Below are 25,839 nucleotides of genomic sequence, written 5' to 3'. Positions count from 1 at the left end.
CGTCGTCGGGGAGGGCAAACATCCATCACCGCAACCACTGGCTCCCGTCGCGTCGGGTAGGAGCAGGAACGAGGAATAATGTCCGAGAACCTCCAGCAGGAATACGATCTGAGCACCACCGCCGGTAAGCTCGCCGATTTTTACGCGCGCCGCGAGCGTAGCTACGTGCCCAGCGGTGAGGCAGCCATCGAAAAGCAGCATGCCCGTGGTAAGAACACCGCCCGCGAGCGCATCGAAATGCTCCTGGACGAGGGCTCTTTCGTTGAGTTCGACGCCCTGGCGCGCCACCGCACCACGGCCTTCGGCATGGAGTCGAAGAAGCCTCTCGGCGACGGCCTGGTCTCCGGCTACGGCACGGTGGATGGCCGCCTGGTCGCCGTGTACTCTCAGGATTTCACCGTGTACGGCGGTTCCCTCTCGCAGGTCAACGGCGAAAAGATCGTGAAGGTGCAGAAGTTTGCGCTGAAGAACGGTTGCCCCGTCATCGGTATTAACGACGGCGGCGGCGCCCGCATCCAGGAGGGCGTGGCATCGCTGGCGATGTTCGCCGATATCTTCCGCATGAACGTGCGCGCCTCCGGCGTGATTCCGCAGATTTCGGTCATTATGGGCCCGTGCGCCGGCGGTGCGGCGTACTCCCCCGCCCTGACCGACTACATCGTCATGGTGGATAAGACCTCTCACATGTTCATCACCGGCCCGGACGTCATCAAGACCGTGACCGGCGAGGACGTAGACATGGAGACCCTGGGTGGCGCGCGTCAGCACAATTCCGTGACCGGCACCAGCACCTACCTGGCCGAGGATGAGGACGACGCCTTCGACTTCGTGCGCGAGCTGCTGGAGTTCCTGCCCTCGAATAACCTCACGGAGTCCCTGCCGCTTGAGCACGATCAGGATCCCGAGGTGACCGTGGACGACCTGGATCTGGATACCCTGATTCCGGATTCGGCCAACCAGCCCTACGATATGCGCGAGGTTATCGAGTCGGTCGTGGACGACGGCCACTTCCTCGAGATGCAGGCGCTGTACGCCCCGAACGTGATGATTGGTTACGCCCGCGTTGAGGGCCGCACGGTCGGTATTGTCGCCAACCAGCCGATGCAGTTCGCCGGTTGCCTGGACATCGCTGCCTCCGAGAAGGCCGCCCGCTTCGTGCGCAATTGCGATGCCTTCAACATTCCGATTCTGACCTTCGTGGATGTGCCCGGCTTCCTGCCCGGTACCGATCAGGAGTTCAACGGCATTATCCGCCGCGGTGCGAAGCTGCTCTACGCCTACGCGGAGGCGACCGTTCCGCTGGTCACCGTCATTACCCGCAAGGCCTACGGTGGCGCGTACATCGTGATGGGCTCGAAGAAGCTGGGCGCCGATATCAACCTGGCCTGGCCCACCGCGCAGATTGGCGTGATGGGTGCGCAGGGCGCCGTTAACATCCTGTACCGCCGCGAGCTGGCCGCGCTGGCCGCCGAGGGCGGTGACGTTGAGGCACGCCGCGCCGAGCTGATCGCCAAGTACGAGGAGGAGCTGCTGAACCCTTACCAGGCGGCTGAGCTCGGTTACATCGACGAGGTGATTGCCCCGAGCGAGACTCGCGTGCGCATCATCTCCTCGCTGCGCGCCCTGCACGATAAGCGTGCGGCCACCCCCGCGAAGAAGCACGGCAACATCCCGCTGTAAACCTCGCGACAATAGCGTTTCTACTCCCATGTATTGGGGTGCCGCCCGCGCCCCGTACCGCACGGTTCGCTCCCTCCGAAACCAGGAGGGTCGAACCGTGCGGGTTCTTAGGTTCTAAGGAGGCGTGCCGATGGCAGGCTACAATCCGCTGAGTTACTTCTCGTTCGGCAAGAAGAAGGATGCGACGAGCACCTCGGCGACCCCCGCCCCGTCGGGTCGAGGCCGCGAGGGCGCGCACGCTTCCTCGCGCAGCGCGTCCCGGGCACATTCCGAGGCGGTCGCCCCTTCGCCCCGCGGTCGGGCTGAGGCGCATCACGAGGAGGCCGAGGAGCACGAGCCGTTCCTGAAGGTCACGAAGGGCAACCCGACCGAGGAGGAGCTCGCGGCTCTGACCGCCGTGGTGGCCGCGATGCAGGCGAACGCCGCGCACCAGGAGCAGAACACGTTGGTGGGTGCGGCTTCGCGCATCTTGAACCGTCGTCAGCGTCTGGGCGCCTCGTTGCGTCCGGGCCCCGGTTCGTGGAGGCGCGCGCGCCCCATGTAGGCTCTCTCTCCGATTTAGATTGGTTCCCGCCGATTGTCGAAAGACACGGCGGGAATCATTTATTTTCGGGCTTCTTTATCGAAATAGCACCGTATTCACCGCAAAATACAGATAACCGAGCGGTTCCGTCATAATTCACCCGGATAGGGCATAATGATGCGCTTTAGTGATACGATATACACACAATCATAATAGTGTTGATATACGACAGGGAACGTGTCTAAAAATATGACTAAAAATCACAAGCCCCCTCCGGATGTCTACATCACACTTCTCCTGCCGACGCTCCGGCGCCTGTCGAAAACCTCACCTCGCACAGCCGCCTATATTTGTGAACAGCTACGACAGCAGACAAAGGCCCTCGGCTCGCGGAAGGATCTTCCGGACCTCGAATCCACCGATTTTGCGGCTGCGGTGCGTACCACCCTTAAGATCTTGGTGGCGTTGCGTTACGCCCAGCTCATGCCCCGGCTTACCCCGTGGGAGAAGCGCAAGTACCTCCTCACTCCCCTGGGTGCGGAGCTCACCTGCACCCCGCATCTGCACGGCACCGTGCCGCCGCGCGTGGTCAAGCAGGTTCAGTCGCTGTGCGCGCAAAACCTGACCGCCAAGAGCGCCAAAAAGCTTAAGAAACAGGCCAACGCCCTCCTTCAGGAGGCGCAGACGCGGCGCTCGCTCTTCTCTCATTCCTCCGAGGATTCGGGGCTGGATGCGTTCCTCCCGGCAGAGGCTGAAAGCATGCAGGAGCAACTCGCCGCGGCCGGCACCCCCGGAGAGGCGGGTTTCGGTGACGGGTCACCACAGGGCACTCCCCTCGACGTGATACTCAAGGCCAGCGAATCGCCAATTATGCACGCCCAGGCTGAATTTGCCGAGCATTTTACGCGGGATTTAATTCAGCATATTTACGCCGTTACCCCGGAATATTTTGAGCATATTGTGGCCGATATTTTTACGGCCCTCGGCTTTATCACCGAAGTGACCGGCGGCGTGGACGATAAGGGCGTCGACGTTATTGCCCGCTATTCCGACGGTCTCGATTTCGCTCCCATTTACATTCAGGTTAAGCACTATTGCGGAACCATGAAGGTTACGCCCAATGAGATTCAGAAGCTGGCCGGGGCGGTTCTTCTGCACGGCGGTCTGCAGGGGGTGCTCGTGACCTGCGGTTCGTTCGCCCAGCCGGTTCCCGAGTACCTGCAGGGTCTTCCGGGCGCGCGCAATATTGCGCTGGTCGATCAGCACAAGCTGGTGGAGCTCATGATTCGCCATCGCGTGGGCGTGCGCGAGGGCGAGGGCGAATGTGGCTACACAATTGACGAAGAGTACTTCGAGAAGGGCATAGAACCCTAACCTACCCCGTGCTGGTGGCGCAGCTACCGCAGCCGCTCGCACGGGGATTTACGCCTGCGACACGAGCCTGCGATATACGTATGTATATTCGCCGGATATTTGCCGGCCACGATATGCGCTACGACAAATTCGCTCGGCGCCTGTTTCCCCGCGGTGCCCGTTGATGTCTCGGTAGATTTCCAGGTATTTCTCGTCATTAATTCCGGCACCTATCTTCCGCATATTTTCTTCCGCGTATTTCTCGGCCTACCTCGAAATGGGGAGCGCCGCCTTGTACGGCTAGAATAAAGAATGTTATGCGACGCATATTCCTCGCGTTCTCAGAGCAGAGGACAGCTCCGGGTTAGGGAGATAAGCCCCGCAATATTCACTCGGGGGCCGCCCTTACTCGGCCCGAGCGTCGTTCGCGGCGCGTCGCACCACCATAAATTCATACATTTAAATCACGATAAGGAATCCCCCCAGTGGCTTTTGTGAATAAAACGATGCTTCACCTCGATCACTCCGACCTGCGTCAGCTGCAGGAACAGACTTCCTGGGAGGCGCTGCCCGAGCAGGCTCACACCCTCAGCCTCGCGGCCGTTTTCTCGCTCCTGCACCACTTTGAGCGTGCATCCGAGCGGGGCGAGAAGGTTTTCTTCCCCGATACGTACACCCCGGTCGGTGTGGACCTGGGCTTCACCATGACTCAGCGTTTTATCGCCGTCGATGACACCGTGCTCTTCCGCGAGGCCGTCAATAAACTCATCACCGCCCTCGTCAACAGCGACTACCTGGAGGTTTCCCTCAGCCAGCTGCACCCCGGCAACCTGAACTACGCGCTCAGCGAGGCCGGGCGCGAGCTACTCGCCGCCCCCAAGGAGAGCCAGGCCCGCGACCTCGCGAAGATTCTGCCCCTGCAGACCGGCGTCTACCTGTACTACCTGCAGCGCTTCTACCCCGAGCTGCTCTCGCATCTAACGGTCCGCGAGCTGCTGCCGATCGTGCTGAGCGTCACCCCCTCCTACCCCGCGACCGCCCCCGTTAAGATTCGCGAACTGGTGCTGCGCGAGTGCGGTTTCGTGCAGGGCTGGTACGGCCTGTCCTACCTGGAGCAGCGCATCGTTGAGCCAGCCATCGCCCGGGCGCTGAGCCTGCTGACCCGCGCCGGATACCTGCGCACGAAGACCATCCACGAGCACACCGATTCGCCGGTGACCCTGTACTCGCTCTCGCCCGAGGCGAAGGAACTCGTGGCACGCTACCCCGAGCAGGCGGTACCCGCCGCCGAGCTGTCCTCGGTGCTGAAGGAGGTCCCCGAGGACGATGCCGCCGCCGTAACCGCAGAGGATATTCTCGCGACCGAGAAGCTGCTGGTGCACATGGGTGCTCTGCTCTTCGGCGTGCTCAACGATGGCGGCGCGGACGTCGAACTGAGCCTGCCCAGCCTGGAGCAGGTCTTCGAGCGGGACGAACGCCTCAAGGCCGCCGCGGAGAACCCCTACTTCCAGCGGATTGAGGCGCAGGACTACCTCTACGACGTGCTGACCGCGCACCGTTACCTCTCCGAGCGCGACACCGTGTACTCGCTGGGACCGGATTTTGCCCCCGCGCTCGCGCAGGCTCAGGAGCCGAAGGTTGAACGCCTGGTGACCGCAACCCTGCTCGACCCCGCCGCGGTGGACGCGCTGCCCTACCCGCACCAGCTGCTCTACCCGATCCTGAAGATTGTGAGCGAGAGCCCGCGCATCTCGTACTACGACGTGTACGACGAGCTGAAGGCTTCCCTCAACATCCCCTACCTGCAGGGGGAAATCGCGCCGCACCGCTACAAGCTGACCCCGCGCCTGCGCAACCGCTTCTCGGTGGCCATGCACGTGCTCAAGGGTGAGCGGCTCTTGAACGCCCTGCGCGAGGGTACGGGCCGCACCTCCCGCAAGAACCCGGAACGCTACGAGCTGAGCGAGTCGGGTCGCGAGCTGCTGGAGCGCTTCCCCGAGGACGCCCCGGAGGCGGTGACCGCCCGCATGGCGCCCCTGCCGCCGCAATCGCTCAAGCACAAGCTGCCGCAGGATATTGCCGAGGAGCTTGCCGCCCGCGAGCAGGCGGTGCAGGCAGCCAAGGAGGCGCGCGCCGCCGAGCGTCAGGCCCGCCTGGCCGCTCGTGAGCAGTCGCATCGTGCCGAGCCGGTGCCGGGCGCTTCCCCCGCACTGCTAGCCCGCCCGGGTGCCGCCGCGTCCGCTACCCCCTCGGCCTCGGAGACCCCCGCGGTACCCGCCTCGGTTCCGGCCCCCGCACAAGCGTCGGCCCCCGCCGTTTCCGAGGCACCCGCTGCGACCGTGAGCGTCGAGCCCTCCGCAGCCCTTGAGGTCGCCGCATCCCAGGTGCGTGAGGCTCTCAAGCGGTACCGTGCGGTCTTCCGCCGCGAGGCCCTGGCCCCGGCGCTGGCGGGCGTGAGCGACGAGCGCTTCCGCCGCATCGGGTTCGATCTGTTCCTCATGCGCGGCTACAGCGTTGAGCCGTTGGATGCTCAGGACGTGGACGGCGTGGCGACCCCCGCCAGCGGCGATGCAGAACGCGCGTTCTACATTCGGGCCCTACGTCTGGATTCCGGAACGGTTTCCCCGCGGGAAGTCACCCAATTCTTCCTGGCCGTACACGCCCGAGGCGGTCAGCTCGGCACCTTCATCACGAACACCGCGTTCAGCGATGAGGCCTACGACGAGTTCATCCGCTGCTCGACCAAGTACCCGCAGATTCTGGTGGATCTGGTTTCGGGTAATGAGCTACAGGATCGCCTCATCGCGCACCGCCTGGGCGTGGCCGAAGGAACCGGCGGTCTGCTCGAGCTGAAGGGCGAGTACTTCACGAGCTAACGGCTCGCGGGGTGGCCGGGCGGAGCCGGGAGGTCCGCATCCGGACGAAAGAGCCGCTATCGAGAGGCCCGTGCACACGAGAATCATCCGTGTGCGCGGGCCCCGTGCTCTCCCGGTGCCCCCCCCGACCGGCCTGCCCCGTCGCGGTGTGTAATAATACCGCCACAAGAGGGGCATATCGTGGCAGAAGGCACACTGCTGGGTTAGGATATGAACATGAGCACCTACCAGGAACTTCCGAGCATTTACCGTGTGAAGCGCCAGTTGAGCGACGTCGATCAGCTGGCCAACGATTACTTCGAAAAGGTCCTCGACCTTAACCCCGTGCTGGCTACAGAGCTGGGCCGCAAGGGCGTCGAAACCCTCTACCCCGATTACTCCCCCGCCGGTGAGAAGGCGCTACACCGCCTGGCCAAGAAAACCCTCAAGAAGATTGACAGCGTTCTGCCCATCGACGACGTCGACCTGGTTACCCTGGACGCCCTTCAGGAGCGCTTGACCCTGTACCGTGCCCAGCGCAAGGCGGGCTTCGGCTATTGGCAGCTCAACAACATCACCTCTGTTCCGCAGGAGGTGCGCTCCGTCTTCGACCTCATGAAGCGCAACTCCCGCGAGGACTGGGAGCACATTATCGGCCGCATGCACCGCGTACCCGAGGCGCTGGACGGGCTCGTGCTGAGCCTCGAGGCTGCCCGTGCGGACGGCAAGATTTCCCCGCGCCGCCAGGTGGACATCGTCATCGAGCAGACCGCCGCGTACTACGCGCCCGGCGGTTTCTTTGACGAGCTGGCCGCCGAGGTTGCCGCCGCCGAGCCCGAGCTGGCCGAGGCCGCCGCAGAGGGTGCCGAGCGCGCCAAGGACGGCTACCGCCACCTCAATGACTACCTCGTGACGGTTCTGCAGCCCGCCGCACCCGCCCGCGATGCGGTGGGCCGCGAGGCGTACAGTCTGCACTCGCGATCCTTCCTGGGCACCACCGTCGACCTGGACGAAACCTACGTCTGGGGCGTGAAGGAGCTGGAGAGCATCATCGCCCGTCAGCGCGAAGTGGCCGAAGAGATTGAACCCGGCGCCAGCATCGAGCGCGCCAAGCAGCTGCTCGACGAAGACCCGAACCGACAGCTGAACGGCACCGACGAGCTGAAGGCGTGGATGCAGAAGCTTGCCGACGCGGCGGTGGAGGACCTCTCCGCCGAGCACTTCGCGATTGGCGGCCCCATGCGCCGCATCGAGTGCTGCATCGCGCCCACCCACGAGGGCGGCATCTACTACACCGGCCCCTCCCCCGACTTCTCGCGTCCCGGCCGCATGTGGTGGTCCGTGCCCGAGGGCGAGGACCGGTTCACGACCTGGCGCGAAACCTCCACCGTGTACCACGAGGGCGTTCCGGGGCACCACCTGCAGATTTCCATCGCCACGGCGCTGGCCGGCACCATGAACTCCTGGCGTACCAACATGCTGTGGGTTTCGGGTCACGGCGAGGGCTGGGCCCTGTACGCCGAGCGTCTCATGGAGGAGCTGGGCTACCTGAAGGATCCGGGCGACCGCATGGGCATGCTGAACGCGCAGCGGATGCGCGCGGCCCGCGTGGTCTTCGATATCGGCGTTCACTGCGAGATGCCGATTCCCGCGGAGTGGGCTGAGCAGCTCGGCGTTGAGCCCGGCACGATTTGGACCTCCGAGCTGGGCTACGAATTCCTGAAGCAGAACCTGGACGAGTCCGAGGGTCACCTGCGTTTCGAGTTCCTGCGCTACCTGGGCTGGCCGGGCCAGGCCCCCAGCTACAAGATCGGCGAGCGCCTGTGGCTGCAGCTGCGCGAGCAGGCCCTGGCCCGCGGCGAGGATATGCGCCAGTTCCACACTCGAGCCCTGATGCTCGGCTCGGTGGGTCTGGACACCCTGCGTCGTGCGCTCACCGACGAGATGATGCTTCCGCTCGAGGCCGAAGACGACGATGACGACGACTAGGCCGTAGCGCCGCGTCGGTTTTTCGTCACGGCCCCGCCGCAACGGCTGGCATAACGCCGAAGGCCCCCGCCTCAGCTAGTGAGGTGGGGGCCTTCGGCGTTAGCGGGCTCGGTGGTTCAGCCTCAGCTGAACCCGGCGTGCGTGCCTAGTAGCCGAAGTTTGCCGTGCCGGGATCCTGCGAGGCGGAGCCCAGCGAACCGGGGGTGTTCAGGTCAACCAGGTGCGGCGCGAAGCGGCACCAGTAGTCGGTGAGCGCGCCGTTGGACTCGCGGATGCCCACGCCCACGCAACGTCCGCCGACGACCCACACGCCCAGAACGGGGTGGCTCACCGGCTGGATGATGCCCTCGTAGCGGGGTGCCGGGATGTACTCCTGGTAGACGAACTCGCTCTCGGGGGCGGTGGAGAAGAAGTCGTCCTCCTCCGGCTTGACGAAGACGTTGTAGTCGGGGGCGTAAATCTCCACGCCGTCGCCTTCGCGCCCGAAGATGGGCTTGCGCACCCAGTTGCGCAGGTCGCCGCGATGCCCGGCGTAGGTGGGTACCAGGTTCGGGTGGCCCGGGTACTTATCCCAGAGAGCGGCCAGCAGCAGCTTATTGGACAGGAACATCTTCCAGGCGGGCTCAATCCAGCGCTGCACCGCGCCGTGGTAGGCGAAGAGCAGCTGGTCGTAGCCCGAGTCGCTGTCGGTGGCCAGGTCCTCCCAGGGGTAGAGCTTGAAGAGGTTGCTGATGGGCCGACCCTCGGCGTCCTTCCAGCTCTTGGTCGGTTCGTCAAAGATGATCTCGTCGATGGGCACGAGGATGGTTTCGATGCCGGCCTGCTGGGCAGCGTAGGCGATGAGCCACAGGTTGTTGTAGTCTTCCCGGTTCTCGTCGATGTCCTCGGGCACGTGGGCCAGGTGCAGGACGGGGCGCTGGCCACTCGTGAGCTCGGGCGCAAAAATCTGTCGCCAGCGGTCCACGAAGGCCTCGCCGATTTCGCCCCAGTGCGCGTAGCCCTGCATGTCGAGGCGCTGATCCTTGGCCCAGGTCTTCTGGCAGACGGCCGCCTCCACGATGCCGGTGGGGGTGTCGGCGTTGTACTCCAGCAGCTTGAGGGGTTCGCCGGGCACGCCGGAGTAGATGAAGTCGAAGCGTCCGTAGAAGTCGGGGTCGCGGCGGTTCCAGGACTCGACGGCCAGGTTGAAGGCGCCGTGCGGCAGGCCCAGGGTGCCAAAGGCCCCGGAGGCCAGGTAGTCCACGGCGCTCAGGCACATGCGGTGCATTTCTTCGGCCTGGGCGCGGACGGAATTCATCTCTTCCGGGCTGAAGATGTAGGCTGCGTACTCGTTCCAGTAGTGGTCGGGGTCGTCGGGGCCGTCCACGCTGTAGGTGAGGCCTTCTTCGACGATGACCTTCTCCCACTCGGGGCGGCCCAGGGGGAATTCTTCACGGCGCATAGTGGTTTCCTTGCCGGTAGCGGGGGTGATGTACGGGTGCGGATGCGGGAGGGCTTAGCCGCCGGAGCGGCCGCCGCCGGACTTGGAGCCACCGCCGAAGCCGCCCTTGCTGCCGCTGGACTTGCTACCCGACTTGTTCGAGCTGGACGAGCCCGACTTGCTACCCGACTTGTTGCTGGACTTGTTGCTGGAGCTGGTACCCGACTTAGAGGAGTTGGAGGAGCCAGAATTGCTACCGCTACTGCCGTTGCGGCGGGAGTTCGAGACGGTGCCGGTCGTGTTATCGCGCACCGAGGAGGTCTTACCGGTGTTCTTGGTCGAGGTTTCCTTACCCGACGAAATCGTCGAGGACTTCTTGGCGCTGCGGTAGGAGTCCTCGAATCCACCGCCGCTTGAGGGCACGCCGCTGTACACCGTGCCGTTCGAGGGACGGGTCGTGGAGCCACCCGAGAGCTTCTCGCCCACGCGCGGAATGTAGTTGCTCGACGCTCCGTTCGAGTTGGCGGCGCTCTGACGGCCCAGGTAGTACCACAGGAAGGCGTTGGAGCCGCTGTGGTGGGTCGTGGTGGAGGAGTTCGAGGTGCCCGAAGAACCGGAAGAACCCGAGGAACCCGAAGAGCTCGAGGAATTCGAGGAGTTCGAGGAATCCGAGCTGGCCGACTCCGAGGGGCTGGCGGTCGTTTCCTGCGCACCTGCCTTCTCACATTCGGAGTCGTCCACGCGCTGACCGGTCGTGGCATCCTGGCAGACGCGGGCGTACTCATCGTCGGAGGCGAGGAAGGCGTTCTCCTCCTGATGCATGCTGTTGTAGGCAAAGATGCCGCCACCGATGAGCAGCACGCCGGCGCCGGCCACCGCGATCATCTTGGTCACGCCGGGGCGGGTGGCGCCCAGATTCACGGCGTTCTGCGAGGTGGAGCGGGCGGCGCGGCTCGCGAAGTCGGCAATGGAGTTGAGGGGGCCTCGCGAGGTCTTGGGCTGATCAACCCGGTGGGTTCCGCCCGGGTGTTGGGGTGCAGAACTCATGCATCTCTCCTTGAAGGTGTCGTGCGGGGGCGTTCTCGCCGGATGTGCGGCCGGCCGGTGAGAGCCTGCCGAGGACGGCCTCGGCAGGGGGGGGCATCACCGGGCCGTTGCACGGGCCGGAAGAGCGAAAACGGCGCTGGTCCGGGGCCTATCCCGGACGCACATCCAGCATAGCAAGGGAGTCTGGGAGTCGCCTTGGTTCGGGGAGCCGTCTCACGAGGTTTCACGCGTTGTGCCGGTCTCGTTATGCCCGCGTTCCATTCGAGTTTGCCTGTTGTTTGCTTTTCGGCGCTCCGAAGGCTTCGCACCTCGTTTCGCGCAGCCTGCTCTCTCGTCGCCGCTCACCCCAAGCCGCCTCGTGCCGGAGGCGCTGTACGAGGAGCAGGTGGCCGACGAGCCGAAGCGCCTGCAGGTGGCCGAGACTCGCTAGGCCCGTTAGGTCGGCCAAGTCGGGTGTTCCCGCAGCTCCGCGCGGACGGTTTTGAGGCCGCCGGCACGCTAAGCGACCGTCACCATGTTTACGGCGTCATGTTTACGGCGTATCTCGCTCCCCGCGGTTGCGGGGATTGGGATACGCCGTTTGCGTACCCGCAGCGGGGTTCGTCGCATGAATCGCAGACCTAGACAGCAAGCCCATAATTGCAAACCTAGCCCGCGGCCTGTACTCGGCCTATCGCGGTCCGTTCGCGCGCTACCTGTACGCCCATCGCGAGCGCGGCAAGCTTCAAGGTGCACGTGAGGGTAAACTTCCCGCTCCCGGCCTTAAAATAGAGAGCATGACTGCAGTAGACCCCTCCCCCGTCCCTTCCGCCGAGGCCGCGCCGGCACGATTGGTGCTCGCCTCTGCATCCCCCGCGCGCCGTAAGCTCCTGGAGGATTCCCGCATCGCCTTTACGGTGCGCGTCTCCTCGGTTGATGAGGACGCCGCGCTCGCCGCCGCCAACGAGCGGGCACGAGCCGAAGGACGCGAGGGGCTCAGCCCGGCCGAGACCGCTTCCCTCCTGGCGAGCCTCAAGGCCCGAGCGGTTGCCGAGGAGCTGGCCGCCGAGGGCGTGCGCGATGCCCTGGTGCTGGGCTGCGATTCCGTCTTCGAGTTCGAGGGGCGGGCCTACGGCAAGCCGCACACCGCAGAGAACGCCCGCGAGCGCATCACCGCCATGAGCGGGCACCACGGCACGCTCCACACGGGTCACGCGCTCGTGGACCTGCGGGAGTTTGACCCCGAGAAGCATGCGGAGGCGCCCGCCGTTGCTGAGCTGCGCAGCGCCGTCGTGCACTTCGATGAGCTGAGCCCCGCCGAGGTCGAAGCGTACATCGCCACGGGCGAGCCGCTGTGGGTGGCGGGCTCCTTCACCCTGGACGGCTACGGTTCGGCGTTTATCCGCGGTATCGAGGGCGAGTTCCACACGGTGGTTGGGCTGTCCATCCACGCCCTGCGCGAGCTGCTGCGCCGCCGCGGCGTAGCCGTCACGGACCTGTGGCTACCGCCCGAGGACTGATCCAGCGGACCAGTCCCGAGGACGAAAACACCCGCGCGGGCGCGCACGCCGGACCGCGCCCCGCCCCCCAACACACGTATTTGAACACTAATCGATATCATGGAACAGTACGATGCGCGATATATTCGCCATTCTTGCCGTTTCTCGATATGCTTTCGGCAGGAGATAAAGGAGAGCTTTAAGTGACTCAGAACCAGGCAGAAGCCGCCAAAAAATTTACCGCGGTCCCCGGCCGACACACCGGCCCGGTCAGCAAGATTCTCGTCGCCAACCGCGGCGAAATCGCCGTCCGTGTGATTCGCGCGGCCCGCGACGAGGGCCTGCAGACCGTCGCCGTCTACGCTGATCCCGACCGCGACTCCCTGCACGTGAAGCTGGCCGATGAGGCGTACGCCCTGGGCGGTTCCACCGCGGCGCAGTCCTACCTGGTGATGGATAAGCTCATCGAGGTGGCCATCCGTTCCGGTGCCGACGCCGTGCACCCCGGTTACGGCTTTCTCTCCGAGAACGCGCAGTTCGCGCAGAAGTGCATCGACGCCGGCCTGACCTGGATCGGTCCCTCCCCCCAGTCCATTACCCAGCTGGGCGATAAGGTGGCCGCGCGCCACATCGCCCAGAAGGTGGGCGCTCCCCTGGTTCCGGGCACCAAGGATCCGGTCAAGTCCGCCGACGAGGTTGTTGCCTTCGCCGATGAGCACGGCCTGCCGATTGCCGTGAAGGCCGCCTTCGGTGGCGGTGGTCGCGGCATCAAGGTGGCCCGCGACCGCGAGAGCATCGTCGAGATGTACGAGTCCGCCGTGCGCGAGGCAACCGCGGCGTTCGGTCGCGGCGAGTGCTTCATCGAGCGCTTCCTGGATTCCCCGCGTCACGTTGAGACCCAGTGCCTGGCCGATGCGCACGGCAACGTCGTGGTGGTCTCCACCCGCGACTGCTCACTGCAGCGCCGCAACCAGAAGCTCGTCGAGGAGGCACCCGCCCCCTACCTGAGCGAGGAGCAGACCAAGCGCCTCTACGAGGCCTCCCGCGCGATCCTGCGCGAGGCCGGCTACCAGGGCGCCGGTACCTGCGAGTTCCTGGTCGGCACCGACGGTACCATCTCCTTCCTCGAGGTCAACACCCGCCTGCAGGTGGAGCACCCCGTCTCCGAGGAAATTTCGGGTCTCGACCTGGTGCGCGAGCAGTTCCGCATCGCCCGCGGCGAGAAGATTGAGGAGAAGGACCCCGTGCTGCGCGGCCACTCCTTCGAGTTCCGCATCAACGGCGAGGACCCGGGCCGCTCCTTCATGCCGGCCCCCGGCACCATCGAGAAGCTGAACGTCCCCACCGGCCCCGGCGTGCGATGGGATTCCGGTTTCGTGGCCGGCGACGTCATCGGTGGCAACTTCGACTCCATGCTGGCCAAGCTGATTGTGACCGGCGCGGATCGCGAGCAGGCCCTGCAGCGTGCCCGCCGCGCCCTGTCCGAGCTGAGCATCGAAGGTATGCCCACCGTCATCCCGTTCCACCGCGTGGTTCTGGAGGACCCGGCGTTCGTTCCGGCCGAGGGAGAGGACTTCAAGGTGCACACCCGCTGGATTGAGACCGAGTTCAACAACACGATTCCCATGTACGATGGCGCCCCCGGTAGCGTGGATTCCGATGAGGATGAGCGCACCACCGTGGTGGTTGAGGTCAACGGCAAGCGAATGGAGGTGTCCCTGCCCGAGATGGGTGGCGCCGCCAAGCCCGCCGCCAAGCCGGCTTCGAAGAGCCGCAAGTCCCGCTCCTCCCGCACATCGGCGAAGGCCGGCGGCGACGAGCTGACCAGCCCCATGCAGGGCACCATCGTGAAGGTGGCCGTCTCCGACGGAGATACCGTGGCCGAGGGTGACCTCGTTCTGGTCCTGGAGGCCATGAAGATGGAGCAGCCCATTACCGCGCACAAGGCCGGTAAGGTTTCGGGTCTGTCGGCTAAGCCGGGCGACACCGTCACCTCCGGTGCGGTCCTGGCGACCATCAAGTAGCGACCATCAAGTAGCGTTTGCGAAGCATCCCCGTAGCGAGTTCCTCTCGCGGCGGGGATGCTTGCGTATTGGCTCATCACGCGCGCGGCGCACCGCCACCCCCGTTCCCCCGCTGAGGATTATCCGGGGATGCGCCGCCCCTGAAAATTACCGTTCGGAGGGCCGCCGTCCAAATAGTGACGGGGACTGCGCCAACTTTTCTGAACGGTTTATAATAATGCACTTTAGGGGAACCTTTCGTTCCGAACCCGCACACCCGGTTCAATTCCTCCGGCCTCACGCCGCGGCACTATCCCCGCCGCCTAGCACGCCGAGAGCTGCGTCACCGACGCCACCGGTTCCCTTTTGTACGCACAGTCCATCCTCGGGAGCATCTCTCATGAGCACCACCGTATCCGGCACCAGGGCCTCCGCCGCGCCGGTCGAGAACACGACGCCTCGCAGCCGCGTGATTCTCGCATCGCTCATTGGTACCACCATTGAGTTCTACGATTTCTATATCTACGCCACCGCCGCCGTGGCCGTCTTCCCCGTGCTGTTCTTCCCCTCGAAGGACGCCACGACCGAGCTGCTGGCCTCCTTCGCAACCTTCGGTGTCGCCTTCGTCGCGCGTCCCCTCGGTTCCGTGATTTTCGGTCACTTCGGCGACAAGATTGGCCGTAAGGCAACCCTCGTCGGTGCACTGCTCACCATGGGTATAGCGACCTTCATCATCGGCCTGCTGCCCACCTACCACCAGATTGGCCTCTGGGCACCGACCATGCTGACCATCATGCGCTTCTGCCAGGGCCTGGGCCTGGGCGGCGAATGGTCCGGCGCGGCTCTGCTCGCCAGCGAGTACGCGAAGGACGGCAAGCGCGCCCGCGCCGCCATGTGGCCCCAGCTGGGTGCCCCCATCGGCTTCGTTCTCGCCAACGGCTTCATGCTGATTCTGACCAGCTTCATCGCTTTTAACTCCACCACCGACGCGAAGAACCTCGAACACCCCTTCCTCGTCTGGGGTTGGCGTATCCCGTTCCTGCTCTCCATCGTGATGGTCGCCGTCGGCCTCTACGTGCGTTTCCGCCTGGAGGAGACCCCCGTCTTCGCCAAGGCTGCCGCCAACAACGAGAAGGTTAAGACCCCGCTCGTTGAGGCGTTCAAGGTTGCCTGGTGGCCCATGATTCAGGGTACCTTCATCATGGTTGCCTGCTACGTGCTGTTCTACCTGATGACCGCGTGGGTTCTCTCCTACGGTATCGCCAAGGCAGAGAAGGGTGGTCTGGCCATTCCGTACCACGAGTTCCTCATCATTCAGCTGGTCTCGATTATCGGCTTCGCCATCTTCATCCCGATCTCGGGTTGGCTGGCTGATAAGTACGGCCGCCGCACCCAGCAGCTGTGGACCACCATCGCCATGGCAGTCTTCGGCCTGTGCTTCGGCCCGCTCATCTCCCCCGCCGTCGTCGGCACCGGTGCGAACGTGGACACCGTCGCCGTGACTGTCTTCATCTTCATCGGCATGTGCCTGATGGGTCTGTCCTTCGGTTCCATGTCGGCCTACCTGCCGGAGCTGTACCCCACCAACGTGCGTTACACCGCCAGCGGTATCGCCTACAACGTGGCTTCCATCCTCGGTGCGGCCCTGACCCCGTTTGTGGCTGTGTGGCTGAACTCCTCCTACGGTGTGGCTGCGGTGGGCGGCTATCTGGCCTTCGCCTCGATCCTGAGCGTTGTCTTCATCCTGCTCACTCACGAAACCCGTGACGTGGACATGAACGCTGTCAGCACCAAGAAGTAAAGTTCTACGAAGTAGCCGGACGCAATAAGCGGTGGGGGCCGCCTTCCATATCTCATGGAAGGCGGCCCCCACCGCTTTTGTGTCTGTTCCCGGATGCGGTTAGAACTTACCGCGGGTATGCAGCTTGCGTGCCGCCTCGGCAATCGAGCCGGACAGCGAGGGGTACACCGTGAAGGTCTCGGCCAGATCGTCCACCGTGAGCTTCTTCTCCACGGCCAGGGCGATTGGGTAAATCAGCTCGGAGGCGCGCTGGCCCACGACCACGCCGCCGATGACGGTACCCGAGTGGCGGCGGGCGAAAACCTTCACGAAGCCGTCACGCATTGCCATCATCTTGGCGCGGGGGTTGGTGCTCAGCTGCAAGGTCACGGCCTCGCCGCGGTAGGAGCCCTCGTGCAGGTCGTTCTCGCTGATGCCGACGGTCGCGATTTCGGGCGAGGTGAAGATGTTCGCCGCAACCTTGTCGGTGCGCAGGGGACGCACGGCGTCACCCAGGATATGCGCCATCGCGATGCGGCCCTGCATGGCGGCCACGGAGGCCAGCGGGTACACGCCCGTACAGTCGCCGGCCGCGTAGATATTGTTCACGCTCGTGCGGGACACGCCGTCCACCGTAATGTGGCCGCTCGGGGCGTGCTCCACGCCCGCCGCGTCCAGGCCCAAATCTTCGGTATTGGGAATCGAACCGATAGCCACGAGGCAGTGCGTGCCCGAGACCTTGCGGCCGTCCGAGAGGGTCACGATGACACCCGAGCCGTCCTCGGTGCGCTCCACTGCGGAGGCGCGGGAGCGGGGCATGACGCGCACGCCGCGACGCTCGAAGACGTCTTCCAGCACGCGGGCGGCGTCCTCGTCCTCGCCGGGAAGCACGCGGTCGCGGGAGGATACCAGGGTCACCTTCGATCCCAGACCGTTATAGGCCGAGGCGAACTCGGCGCCGGTCACGCCCGAACCGATCACGATGAGCTCCTCGGGCACCTCGCTGAGGTTGTACAGCTGGGTCCAGGTCAGGATGCGCTCGCCGTCGGGCATGCCCGTGGGCATCTCGCGCGGATGCGTGCCCACCGAAAGCAGCACGAAGTCGGCGTGCAGCGGGTAGACGAGGCCGGCCTCGTCGGTCACCTGCACCGTGTGGCGGTCCAGGAGCTTGCCGGCGCCGTGAATAATCTTCACGCCAGCCGAGGCCAGGGCGCGCTTGATGTCTGCAGACTGCTGCTGGGCCAGGTCGCGCACTCGGCGGTTCACGCGGTCCATGTCTACCCGAAGCTGCGGGGCCTTGCCCTTGGTATTCTCAATGCCCAGGCTTCCGGCTTCGGAAAAGCGGGTCATCATATCCGCCGTGGCGATAAGCGTCTTGGAGGGCACGACGTCCGTTAGCACGGCCGAGCCGCCGATGGCCTTGCGCTCGATAAGCGTCACGTCTGCCTGCGAGGATGCGGCCACCATCGCGGCCTCGTAGCCGCCGGGTCCACCGCCAATAATTACAATGCGCTGGGATGCGTAGTTCACCGTTGAAGTCATGCCTTAATTGTGAGCTATGCCGCCCGTGCGGGGCAAACGCACTCGCCGTGCAGATGTGCCATATTATGACACTCCGCACGGCGAGCTTCATCCACGGCGTGCTTCCCCCGAGGGCGCGGGTCGTGCGGGCCGGGTGCTCCCCCGGCCCGCTGCTTCCCTACCTCGCTATTCCTCAGTCCCGTTACTCCTTGAGGGCCTGCGGCTTCTCCGCGTAAATCGAGTTGATGAACTTCTCGGCCCACTCCAGCATGGGGCGGTCCACCAGCTCCTTGCCGCCAACCGGCATGGTCTTCGGGCGGGGAACCAGGGTCAGCCAGGTATCCATGCCCTTCGGCTGGGCGTGCGTGGAGCCGGGGTACACGCGCTTCAGGCGCATCTGGCGGGACTCCGGCAGGGGCTGGGCGCTCACCACGCGCACCTTCGGCCCCAGCACCACCATCTCGTGAATACCGGCGGCGCGGGCGTGCATCCTCAGCGTGGCCACGGCCAGCAGGTTCTCCACGGCCTCGGGCAGCTCACCGTAGCGGTCGGCCAGCTCCTCGCGGGCCTCCGCAATCTTCTCTTCGGTGTCGGCGGCAGCAATCTGGCGGTAGGCCTGCAGACGCAGGCGCTCCGAGTCAATGTAGGTGTGCGGGATATGCGCGTTGACGGGCAAGTCGATCTTCGTCTCGACCTCGCGCTCCTCCTTCTCGCCACGGTAGTTCGCCACGGCCTCACCCACCAGGCGCAGGTATAGGTCAAAGCCCACGCCCGCGATGTGACCGGACTGCTCGCCGCCGAGCAGGTTGCCCGCGCCGCGAATCTCCAGGTCCTTCATGGCCAGCTGCAGGCCCGCGCCGAGCTCGTTGTGGGTCGCCACGGCCTTCAGACGCTCGTGGGCAATCTCGCCGAGGGTCTTGTCCACCGGGTACAGGAAGTACGCGTAGGCGCGCTCGCGTCCACGACCCACGCGTCCGCGCAACTGGTGCAGCTGGCTCAGGCCGTAGTTCTGGGCGTTGTCCACGATGAGCGTGTTCGCGTTCGAGATGTCCAGGCCGGTCTCCACGATGGTCGTGCACACCAGCACGTCGAAGCGGCGCTCCCAGAAGTCCACGATAATCTGCTCCAGGCGCGACTCACTCATGCGGCCGTGTGCGGTGGCGATGCGCGCCTCCGGCACGAGCTTACCGATTTCGGCGGCCACGTTATCGATATCGGCCACGCGGTTGTGCACGAAGAACACCTGGCCCTCGCGCATGAGCTCGCGGCGAATCGCGGCGGTAATCTGGCTGTCGGTGCGCGGGCCAACGAAGGTGAGCACGGGGTACCGTTCCTCGGGAGCGGTGGCCAGCGTCGAGGTTTCGCGAATACCGGTCAGCGACATTTCGAGGGTGCGCGGGATCGGGGTTGCGCTCATGGCCAGCACGTCCACGTTGGTGCGCATCTGCTTGAGCTTCTCCTTGTGCTCCACGCCGAAGCGCTGCTCCTCGTCAATGATGACCAGGCCCAAATCCTTGAAAACGATGCTCTCCGAGAGGATGCGGTGCGTACCAATCACCACGTCCACCGCGCCGGAGGCGATTTCCTCGGTAATCTGGCGGGTTTCCTTGGCCTTCTGGAAGCGGGAGAGCACGCGAATCTTCACGGGGAAACCGGAGAAACGCTCGGTGAAGGTTTCGTAGTGCTGCTGAGCCAGCAGGGTCGTGGGCACGAGCACGGCAACCTGCTTGCCGTCCTGCACGGCCTTGAACGCGGCACGCACGGCGACCTCGGTTTTGCCGAACCCCACGTCACCGGAGATGAGGCGGTCCATGGGGATTTCCTTCTCCATGTCCTCCTTCACCTCGTGGATGGCGGTGAGCTGGTCGGGGGTCTCGTTGTAGGGGAAGGACTCTTCCAGCTCTCGCTGCCAGGGGGTGTCGGGCGCGAAGGCGTGGCCTCGCGAAGCCTGGCGTGCCGAGTAGAGTTTCACCAGGTCGGCGGCGATTTCCTTGACGGCCTTGCGAGCGCGGGACTTGGTCTTAGCCCAGTCGCTACCGCCCATCTTCGACAGGCTCGGGTTCTCGCCGCCCACGTAGTTGGAGATGAGGTCCAGCTGGTCCGAGGGCACGAAGAGTCGGTCGGGTGCGCCGCCGCGCTTGGAGGGGGCGTACTCGATGACCAGGTATTCCTTCATGGGCTGCACCCCGTTGACGGGTGCGGCGCCGGCCACGGGGCGGGAGGTCATCTCGACGAAGCGGCCGATGCCGTGGCGCTCGTGCACCACATAGTCGCCGGGGTTCAGGGCGAGCGGGTCGACGGCGTTGCGGCGGCGGCGCGTCTTAAACTTCTGGCCCGATGCGGAGCGCGGCGCGTAGGTGCCGCGGCGACCGAGCAGTTCGGCCTCGGTGAAGACGGCGAGCTTGGCGTCCTCGAACAGGAAGCCCGCGGATGCGGGTGCCTCGCACACCTCGACGATGCCGTGTTCGAGATCCCCGGCGGGGTCCTCCTCGAGGCTTGCTCGGCGGGCGGCGGGCACGGAGGCGACCCCCTCCTCCCCGGAGTGGAGCAGAGCGATGAGCCGGTCGGTCGAGCCGCGGCCGTTGGTGAGGGCGAGGACGGTCCACTGCTGCTGGATGAGGTCGCCGAGGCTTTCGAGCATCCGGTGCACGGAGCCGTTGAAGGCGGTGGCGGGCCGGACGGTTAGGGTGTAGGTGTCGATGCCCTCCTCGATGGCGTCGGCCAGGGCCCCGTTCTGCAGGTTTTCGACGGATTCGATGGCCTCGGCGGCGTCTTCGAGCAGGCTGTCGTCGGTGGTGAGCTCGGTGATGTCCCACCAGCTCAGGTGGGCGGCGAGGGCCTCGGCACGGGTGCTGTCGATAGTGCGGAATCCGCTGTCGCTCAGGCGCAGCTGGCCCAGGTCGATGGGCGAGACCGCGTCAGCCTCGGCGGCGGTGTCCCAGGCGGCGGCGAGGAATTCCTCGTTGGTGGCGACGAGGTCTTCGGCGCGGGCGCGCACTCGCTCGGGTTCGACGCTGACCACCAGGGATCCGGCGGGTAGTAGCGCGGTGAGGGTGGTCATGGAGTCGACGAGCAGGGGCGTGAGCGATTCCATGCCCTCAACGTAGATGCCGCCGGCAATCTTTTCGAGCATGGATGCGGCGGCCGGGTAGTCGGCCTTCAGGCGCGCGGCGCGGCTCATAACCTCGGGGGTGATGAGTAGCTCGCGGCAGGGCAGCAGGGTGAGTTCGGTGAGCTCTCCTCCCCCGCTGAGAGTGCGCTGGTCGGCCACGGAAAAGTGGCGCATCTCGTCGAGCTCGTCACCGAAGAATTCGAGGCGCACGGGGGTGGTGGCGGTGGGCGGGAAGACGTCGATGATGCCGCCGCGCACCGCGTACTCGCCGCGCTTGGCGACCAGATCCACGCGGGAGTAGGCGGCGTTGTTCAGGCCGCGCACCACGTCCTTGAAGGGGTATTCCTCGCCGCGGACCAGGTGCACGGGTTCGAGCTTTTCGATGCCGGAGACGATGGGCTGGATGACGGCGCGCACGGGGGCGACCACGATGCGGGGGCGGCTCGCGGCGGGCCCGGTGATGGCTCGTAGCACCTGCAGGCGGCGGCCGATGGTGTCGGATCGGGGCGAGAGGCGCTCGTGCGGCAGGGTTTCCCAGGCCGGCATCATGGCAATGTCTTCTGCGGGCAGGTAGGAGCGCAGGGCGTGGGCCAGGTCTTCGGCCTGGCGGTCGGTGGGGGCAATGACGAGGCTGAGCGCCTCCGGAGTGCCTTCGCGCACCGCGGTGGAGAGGTCGGCCAGCAGGGCCGCGTGGGTTCCGGCGACGGCCCCGATGAGGGTGCGGGCGCTACGCTCGGCGGCGGGTACGGCGGCCGCGGCGCGGATGGCAGCCCAGCGTTCCTGCCGGTTGAGCAGCTTCAGGAGGGGGTACAGCGGTGCGGCGGGGCTCTTCTGTGTCGCGCGGGTGGGGCTCAAGGCTTCTCCTGAATCGTGGTGTGTACGGTACGAGCTGAGTGAGTGGGACGAGTCGAACGGGAGGTATTCCCGCTCTTCCCGCCGCTCGTGTGAACAGCTTTTTTATTCTAGAGCGGCTCCACCCTGCGCGGGTATTTCGCTTTCTTCGTTTCGCAGGGCGGCGAATATTTCTTAAATATTCTGCGTGTCAGTTTCTTATATTTCGAGGGTGCCCGGTCTGCGTGATTTTTGAAGTCTTTCTCTCTCCTCAACATTTAGGGCACAAATCACATTTTTCCGGTATGCGCGCAGAGCCTCCGGGCCCCGAATTCTCAGCTTCATCCTGTACGCTAGTCAATACACCGACGAGAGCACTCTCACGCATTCTTCCGAAACGAAGTGTTTTAAAGAATTACCACCTTTTATATGCATTTCGTGATGCGCTGTGCTTCTTTGAGGTATCAATATCACCGTTTCTTTCGATGTTTCTTCCGGAACGTCGCATCAGAAAGACACATATGACAACCACATACACACAGCGTCCCGACGCCGCGCCCCGCAAGCGGGCGGCGAAAAAGTGGGCCGCATTCGCACTCGCTATGGGCACCGCGTTTGCCGCGGCGCCTTTGATTCCCTCTACGCCCGCCTCCGCCGCGATCGGAACCCACGATGGCTCCAGCAGCGATAAGGCGGCTGCTTCATGTTACGAGGTCAAGCAGGTCAACCCCTCGGCCTCTTCTGGCACCTACTGGCTGTACACCCCGGCCATGAGCGGTCCCGCGCAGTTCTACTGCGATCAGGAGACCGACGGCGGCGGCTGGGTCATGGTTGGCCGCGGCCGAGAGGGCTGGACCGAGTCCTACAACGGCACGGGCGACCCGAACCAGCTGCACCAGAACCCGACCGGACCGGCCGCGTTCACCCCGGTCCAGCTCTCGGGCACCACCGTGGATGCCCTGCTGAACGGTATTAAGCCGCAGGACCTCCCCGACGGCATGCGTCTGCACCGTGCGCACAATGCGAAGGGCACCCAGTGGCAGGACGTGTACGTTCAGCGCCCCCAGACGGATCAGTGGACCTGGGCCATGAGCTACGCCCAGCGCTGGGGTACCGTGCGCTTCTCGGGCGCGGGCATTAACCGCACCGCCCGCATGGGTCTTTCCGCCTCGGAGATGGCTCCGGGCATCACGACCAGCTCGGTTCGTTTCTTCGCCAACCCGAACCAGGGTTACCAGATTGGTTTCGCCTACGGTTCCCTGGTGAACTTCGGTAGCGAAAACCCGGATTCGTACATCTACCAGAAGCGTGGCTCGGCCGGTTACTCCATCCCCTTCACCCAGGTGTTCCTGCGCCCGAAGCTGACGCAGAACGATCTGCATTTCTCCTCGATCGGTTCGGGGTCCGCGGCAAGCAACCGTCGCGCTCTGCCCAATAGCTACACGATGCCCGTGCGTTGGCGTACGAGCGAGCAGACCGGTACCGGCAAGAAGAACGAGATGAACACCTACGTTCAGGCCATCACCCAGGTGGGCGATACGGTCTTCACCGGCGGCGACTTCAAGTACGTCGAGTCGGCCGGTGGCGAGCGCGTGAACCAGTCCTTCCTGGCCGGTTACAACGTGGATTCGGGCGAACTGGTTCGTTCCTTCCGCCCGACTTTCAACGGTCAGATTAAGGCGCTTGAGGCCCTGCCGAATAACCGTCTGGCGGTCGGTGGCGAGTTCACCGAGGTCAACGGCGAGAAGGTCAACCACTTCGTGATTCTGGATGCGACCACCGGCCAGATTGACCGTACCTGGGATGTTCAGGTGCAGCGCCGTAACGGCGATGCGGCTCAGGTGAAGACCCTGCTGGTACAGGACGGTTACCTCTACATCGGCGGTAACTTCACCCACGTGAAGGGCAACACCTCTTCCTCGTACGCGTACTCGCGTGGTGCGGCCCGCATCAAGCTCTCCAACGGTGCGGTGGACTGGAATTGGCGCCCGAACTTCAACGGCACGGTCAATGGCATTACCGCCGCTTCCGATAATTCGACGGTTCACGCCGCCGGTTACTTTACCGAGCTGAACAATCAGCGCGCTTTCCGTCTGGCCGCGTTGAAGGGCTCCGACGCTTCGAACATTAAGTGGGAGTGGGAACCCTCGCTGAAGCTGAACATTACTGACCGCATTGTGTACGCGTTCCAGTTCGATGTTCAGGATGCCGGCTCGACCGTGTGGACCGGCGGTGCCGACCACCTGATCGCTAACTACTCGAAGAACGGTTACGGTCGTATTTCTTCGTCCATCTCTAAGTACGGTGGCGACTGGCAGGACCTGCACCTGAGCGGTAACACGATTTACGGTGCCTGCCACTGCGGTGACGTCCTCTTCGAGGGCTCGACCGGCTACCACACGTACTGGAAGGAGTCGAAGGCCGTTCACCGCATGCGTCTGGTGGCCGCTTTCGATAAGGACAGCGGCGAGGTCATCGGCGAGTTCAGCCCGGTGCTCAAGGGCGCCAGCGGCTACGGCGTGTGGGAGTCCTTCGTGGATTCGCGCGGCAACCTGTGGGTGGGCGGCGACATTAACCGCTCGCTGGGTGCTAACGGTGAGCAGCGTACCGTGGGCTTTGCCCGCTTCGCGGCTCGCGACGTGACTCCCCCGGCTACTCCCTCGAACCTCTCGGCCCGTCGAGATGGTTCGACCGATAAGCTCTCGTGGTCCGGCGTTCGTGAGGGTGGCGTGCGCTACCAGGTGTTGCGCGATGACCGCGTGATTGCCACGGTGAGCGGCACCAGCTACGAGGTGGAGCACACCGACGGCGCCCGCTACTACGTGCGCGCCATCGATGGTTCCGAGAATTACTCGGCCTCCACGGGTGCGGTTCAGGCCTAGCACCCCCGTCGCGGGTTAAATGAGCCCGCATCTTTCCCGGCTGTCGCCTGCGAGAGGTTCCCCGCGGAACTCTCGCAGGCGGCGGCGCACCCGGGGTATCGCTACCCCCCCTAGTTTTGGTTCTTTCCGAGCTCGACGCGGCCCGCAGGGTTCGCATCGGCGGTCAGACCCGTTCCGCATCTTCTTGACGGCCGTTCCGGCGACGTCAGGTGATGCGGTTGAACGCGTTCAGGGGCAGCCGGCGGGTCACCCGCTGACAGGTTCTGAACGTATTCATTCAATTTCCGATAACTACACTCACTGATTCCGATGGTGGACACGCTGTTAGCTCGGGTTGAGCGGCTTTCTTTAAGGCGCTCGCAGCACCGATGCGCAAGAGAGCCGAGCACGAGAAACGCGCCCGCTACCGGTTGAGGTCTCTGAGGAGAGACAATGAATTTTCTTCCGTTGATGCGTCGGGGGCGTTCTCGATCCCTGACCTCCGGCGGCGACGCCGTTCACCCCAGTTCTGGCGTAGCGTCCCGTTCGAGGTCCCGGGCTTGGGGCGCCGCGGTGGCTTCCGCCGCGATGGTGGTTGCTTCGCTGGGCCCGATTGCTTCGGGTGCGCAGGCCGCCGATGCCGGCTACTATGATGGTTCCTCGAGCGAGCGAGCCGCGGCCAGCTGCTGGGAGGTTAAGCAGAACAAGTCGAACGCCAAGAGCGGCGCATACTGGCTGTACACCCCGCAGATGAGTGCCCCGGAGCAGTTCTACTGCGATCAGGAGACCGACGGCGGCGGCTGGGTCATGATTGGTCGAGGCCGTGAGAGCTGGACCGAGAACTACAACGGTCGTGGCGATGCCAAGCAGCTGTACCAGAACCCCACCGGTTTTGACGCGGTGCAGTTGCCGGGTCAGACGGTGAACGCGCTGCTGAACGGTACCCGTCCGCAGGATCTGCCCGACGGCGTACGCTTCCACCGCGCCATGAACGTGAACGGTACCGCGTGGCAGGATTTCAAGGCGACGCGTGCCGCAAGCACCGAGTGGTCCTGGACCTTCCGCGCGACGATGTACTGGTCGAACATTTCGATTACCCATCCGCGACAGTACCGTGGCTACAACTACTACAGTCAGGATAAGACTGAGGGCAATATCTTCCGTTACGGCTATTCGGACGATTACCGTTCCCTGTACTTCGCGGAGAAGCCCTCGCAGGGTTACAAGCTGGGCTTTACCTACGGCCCGAACGCTAGGATTACGGGTTGGTTCCAGAATTACCTGCTGAACAGGACTTCTTCGTATATCTACCGTCCGGCGAACGACCATTCCACTCCCCTGGTCTTTACCCAGATTTTCCTGCGCCCGAAGCTGACGCAGAACGAT

15 protein-coding genes are annotated in these 25,839 nt (G+C 64.5%); 11 read left to right on the top strand and 4 right to left on the bottom strand.

What is annotated here, in order from left to right:
- Positions 1-78 precede the first annotated feature (78 nt).
- The 5 genes from HMPREF2874_RS03070 (at position 79) to HMPREF2874_RS03050 (ending at position 8,400) form a co-directional block, all read left to right on the top strand.
- On the top strand, positions 79-1,680 hold the full coding sequence (locus HMPREF2874_RS03070) for an acyl-CoA carboxylase subunit beta (RefSeq protein ID WP_070648907.1): 1,602 nt from the start codon (positions 79-81) through the stop codon (positions 1,678-1,680).
- Between the two features lie 130 nt (positions 1,681-1,810).
- Entirely contained in the window at positions 1,811-2,224 is a 414-nt protein-coding gene (locus HMPREF2874_RS03065) for an acyl-CoA carboxylase subunit epsilon (protein WP_070648906.1), read from the top strand.
- A gap of 414 nt (positions 2,225-2,638) precedes the next feature.
- Positions 2,639-3,577, top strand: coding sequence for a restriction endonuclease (locus HMPREF2874_RS03060; protein ID WP_246823756.1), 939 nt, complete (start codon positions 2,639-2,641; stop codon positions 3,575-3,577).
- 485 nt (positions 3,578-4,062) lie between these two features.
- Positions 4,063-6,432, top strand: coding sequence for a restriction endonuclease (locus HMPREF2874_RS03055; protein ID WP_246823755.1), 2,370 nt, complete (start codon positions 4,063-4,065; stop codon positions 6,430-6,432).
- Between the two features lie 216 nt (positions 6,433-6,648).
- Positions 6,649-8,400: a DUF885 domain-containing protein gene (locus tag HMPREF2874_RS03050; RefSeq protein ID WP_070648904.1), complete on the top strand. Its 1,752-nt coding sequence runs from the start codon at positions 6,649-6,651 to the stop codon at positions 8,398-8,400.
- A gap of 145 nt (positions 8,401-8,545) precedes the next feature.
- Here the strand turns inward: HMPREF2874_RS03050 and HMPREF2874_RS03045 are convergent, their stop codons facing one another.
- A complete protein-coding gene (locus HMPREF2874_RS03045) occupies positions 8,546-9,841 on the bottom strand; it encodes a glutathionylspermidine synthase family protein (RefSeq protein ID WP_070648903.1) in 1,296 nt (431 codons plus the stop codon).
- A gap of 54 nt (positions 9,842-9,895) precedes the next feature.
- Positions 9,896-10,867, bottom strand: a complete 972-nt coding sequence (locus HMPREF2874_RS03040) for a hypothetical protein (RefSeq protein WP_141754206.1) — start codon at positions 10,865-10,867, stop codon at positions 9,896-9,898.
- Positions 10,868-11,141: 274 nt separating this feature from the next.
- On the opposite strand from HMPREF2874_RS03040, the gene HMPREF2874_RS09315 reads away from it, so the two are divergent.
- The 4 genes from HMPREF2874_RS09315 to HMPREF2874_RS03025 all read left to right on the top strand — a co-directional run bounded on the left by HMPREF2874_RS09315 (position 11,142) and on the right by HMPREF2874_RS03025 (position 16,149).
- Positions 11,142-11,297 (top strand): hypothetical protein, encoded by a 156-nt coding sequence (locus tag HMPREF2874_RS09315; RefSeq protein ID WP_168165151.1) that lies wholly within the window; start codon positions 11,142-11,144, stop codon positions 11,295-11,297.
- A gap of 346 nt (positions 11,298-11,643) precedes the next feature.
- Positions 11,644-12,366: a Maf family protein gene (locus HMPREF2874_RS03035; protein ID WP_070648902.1), complete on the top strand. Its 723-nt coding sequence runs from the start codon at positions 11,644-11,646 to the stop codon at positions 12,364-12,366.
- A 182-nt stretch (positions 12,367-12,548) separates the two neighbouring features.
- Entirely contained in the window at positions 12,549-14,369 is a 1,821-nt protein-coding gene (locus HMPREF2874_RS03030) for an acetyl/propionyl/methylcrotonyl-CoA carboxylase subunit alpha (protein ID WP_070648901.1), read from the top strand.
- Between the two features lie 379 nt (positions 14,370-14,748).
- The gene (locus tag HMPREF2874_RS03025; protein WP_070648900.1) at positions 14,749-16,149 is read left to right on the top strand and encodes an MFS transporter; all 1,401 of its coding nucleotides are present in this window, start codon (positions 14,749-14,751) and stop codon (positions 16,147-16,149) included.
- 99 nt (positions 16,150-16,248) lie between these two features.
- Here HMPREF2874_RS03025 and HMPREF2874_RS03020 read toward each other — a convergent pair whose 3' ends face one another.
- Together HMPREF2874_RS03020 and mfd are read right to left on the bottom strand one after the other, a co-directional pair.
- Positions 16,249-17,670, bottom strand: a complete 1,422-nt coding sequence (locus HMPREF2874_RS03020) for an NAD(P)H-quinone dehydrogenase (RefSeq protein ID WP_070648899.1) — start codon at positions 17,668-17,670, stop codon at positions 16,249-16,251.
- Between the two features lie 181 nt (positions 17,671-17,851).
- Positions 17,852-21,616, bottom strand: coding sequence for a transcription-repair coupling factor (gene mfd / locus HMPREF2874_RS03015; protein ID WP_070648898.1), 3,765 nt, complete (start codon positions 21,614-21,616; stop codon positions 17,852-17,854).
- 497 nt (positions 21,617-22,113) lie between these two features.
- Here mfd and HMPREF2874_RS03010 point away from each other — a divergent pair, with 497 nt between their 5' ends.
- Together HMPREF2874_RS03010 and HMPREF2874_RS03005 are read left to right on the top strand one after the other, a co-directional pair.
- Complete coding sequence (locus tag HMPREF2874_RS03010) at positions 22,114-24,474, top strand: fibrinogen-like YCDxxxxGGGW domain-containing protein (protein ID WP_070648897.1); 2,361 nt, start codon at positions 22,114-22,116, stop codon at positions 24,472-24,474.
- Positions 24,475-25,026: 552 nt separating this feature from the next.
- Positions 25,027-25,839: fibrinogen-like YCDxxxxGGGW domain-containing protein (locus HMPREF2874_RS03005; RefSeq protein WP_256388356.1), on the top strand; the 813-nt coding region annotated here is incomplete at its 3' end.

This window comes from Rothia sp. HMSC068F09 (assembly GCF_001812775.1).
Classification (GTDB): domain Bacteria; phylum Actinomycetota; class Actinomycetes; order Actinomycetales; family Micrococcaceae; genus Rothia; species Rothia mucilaginosa_A.
Note: the sequence above shows the minus strand (reverse complement) of the source record. Positions and strands in the feature narration are given on the sequence as shown.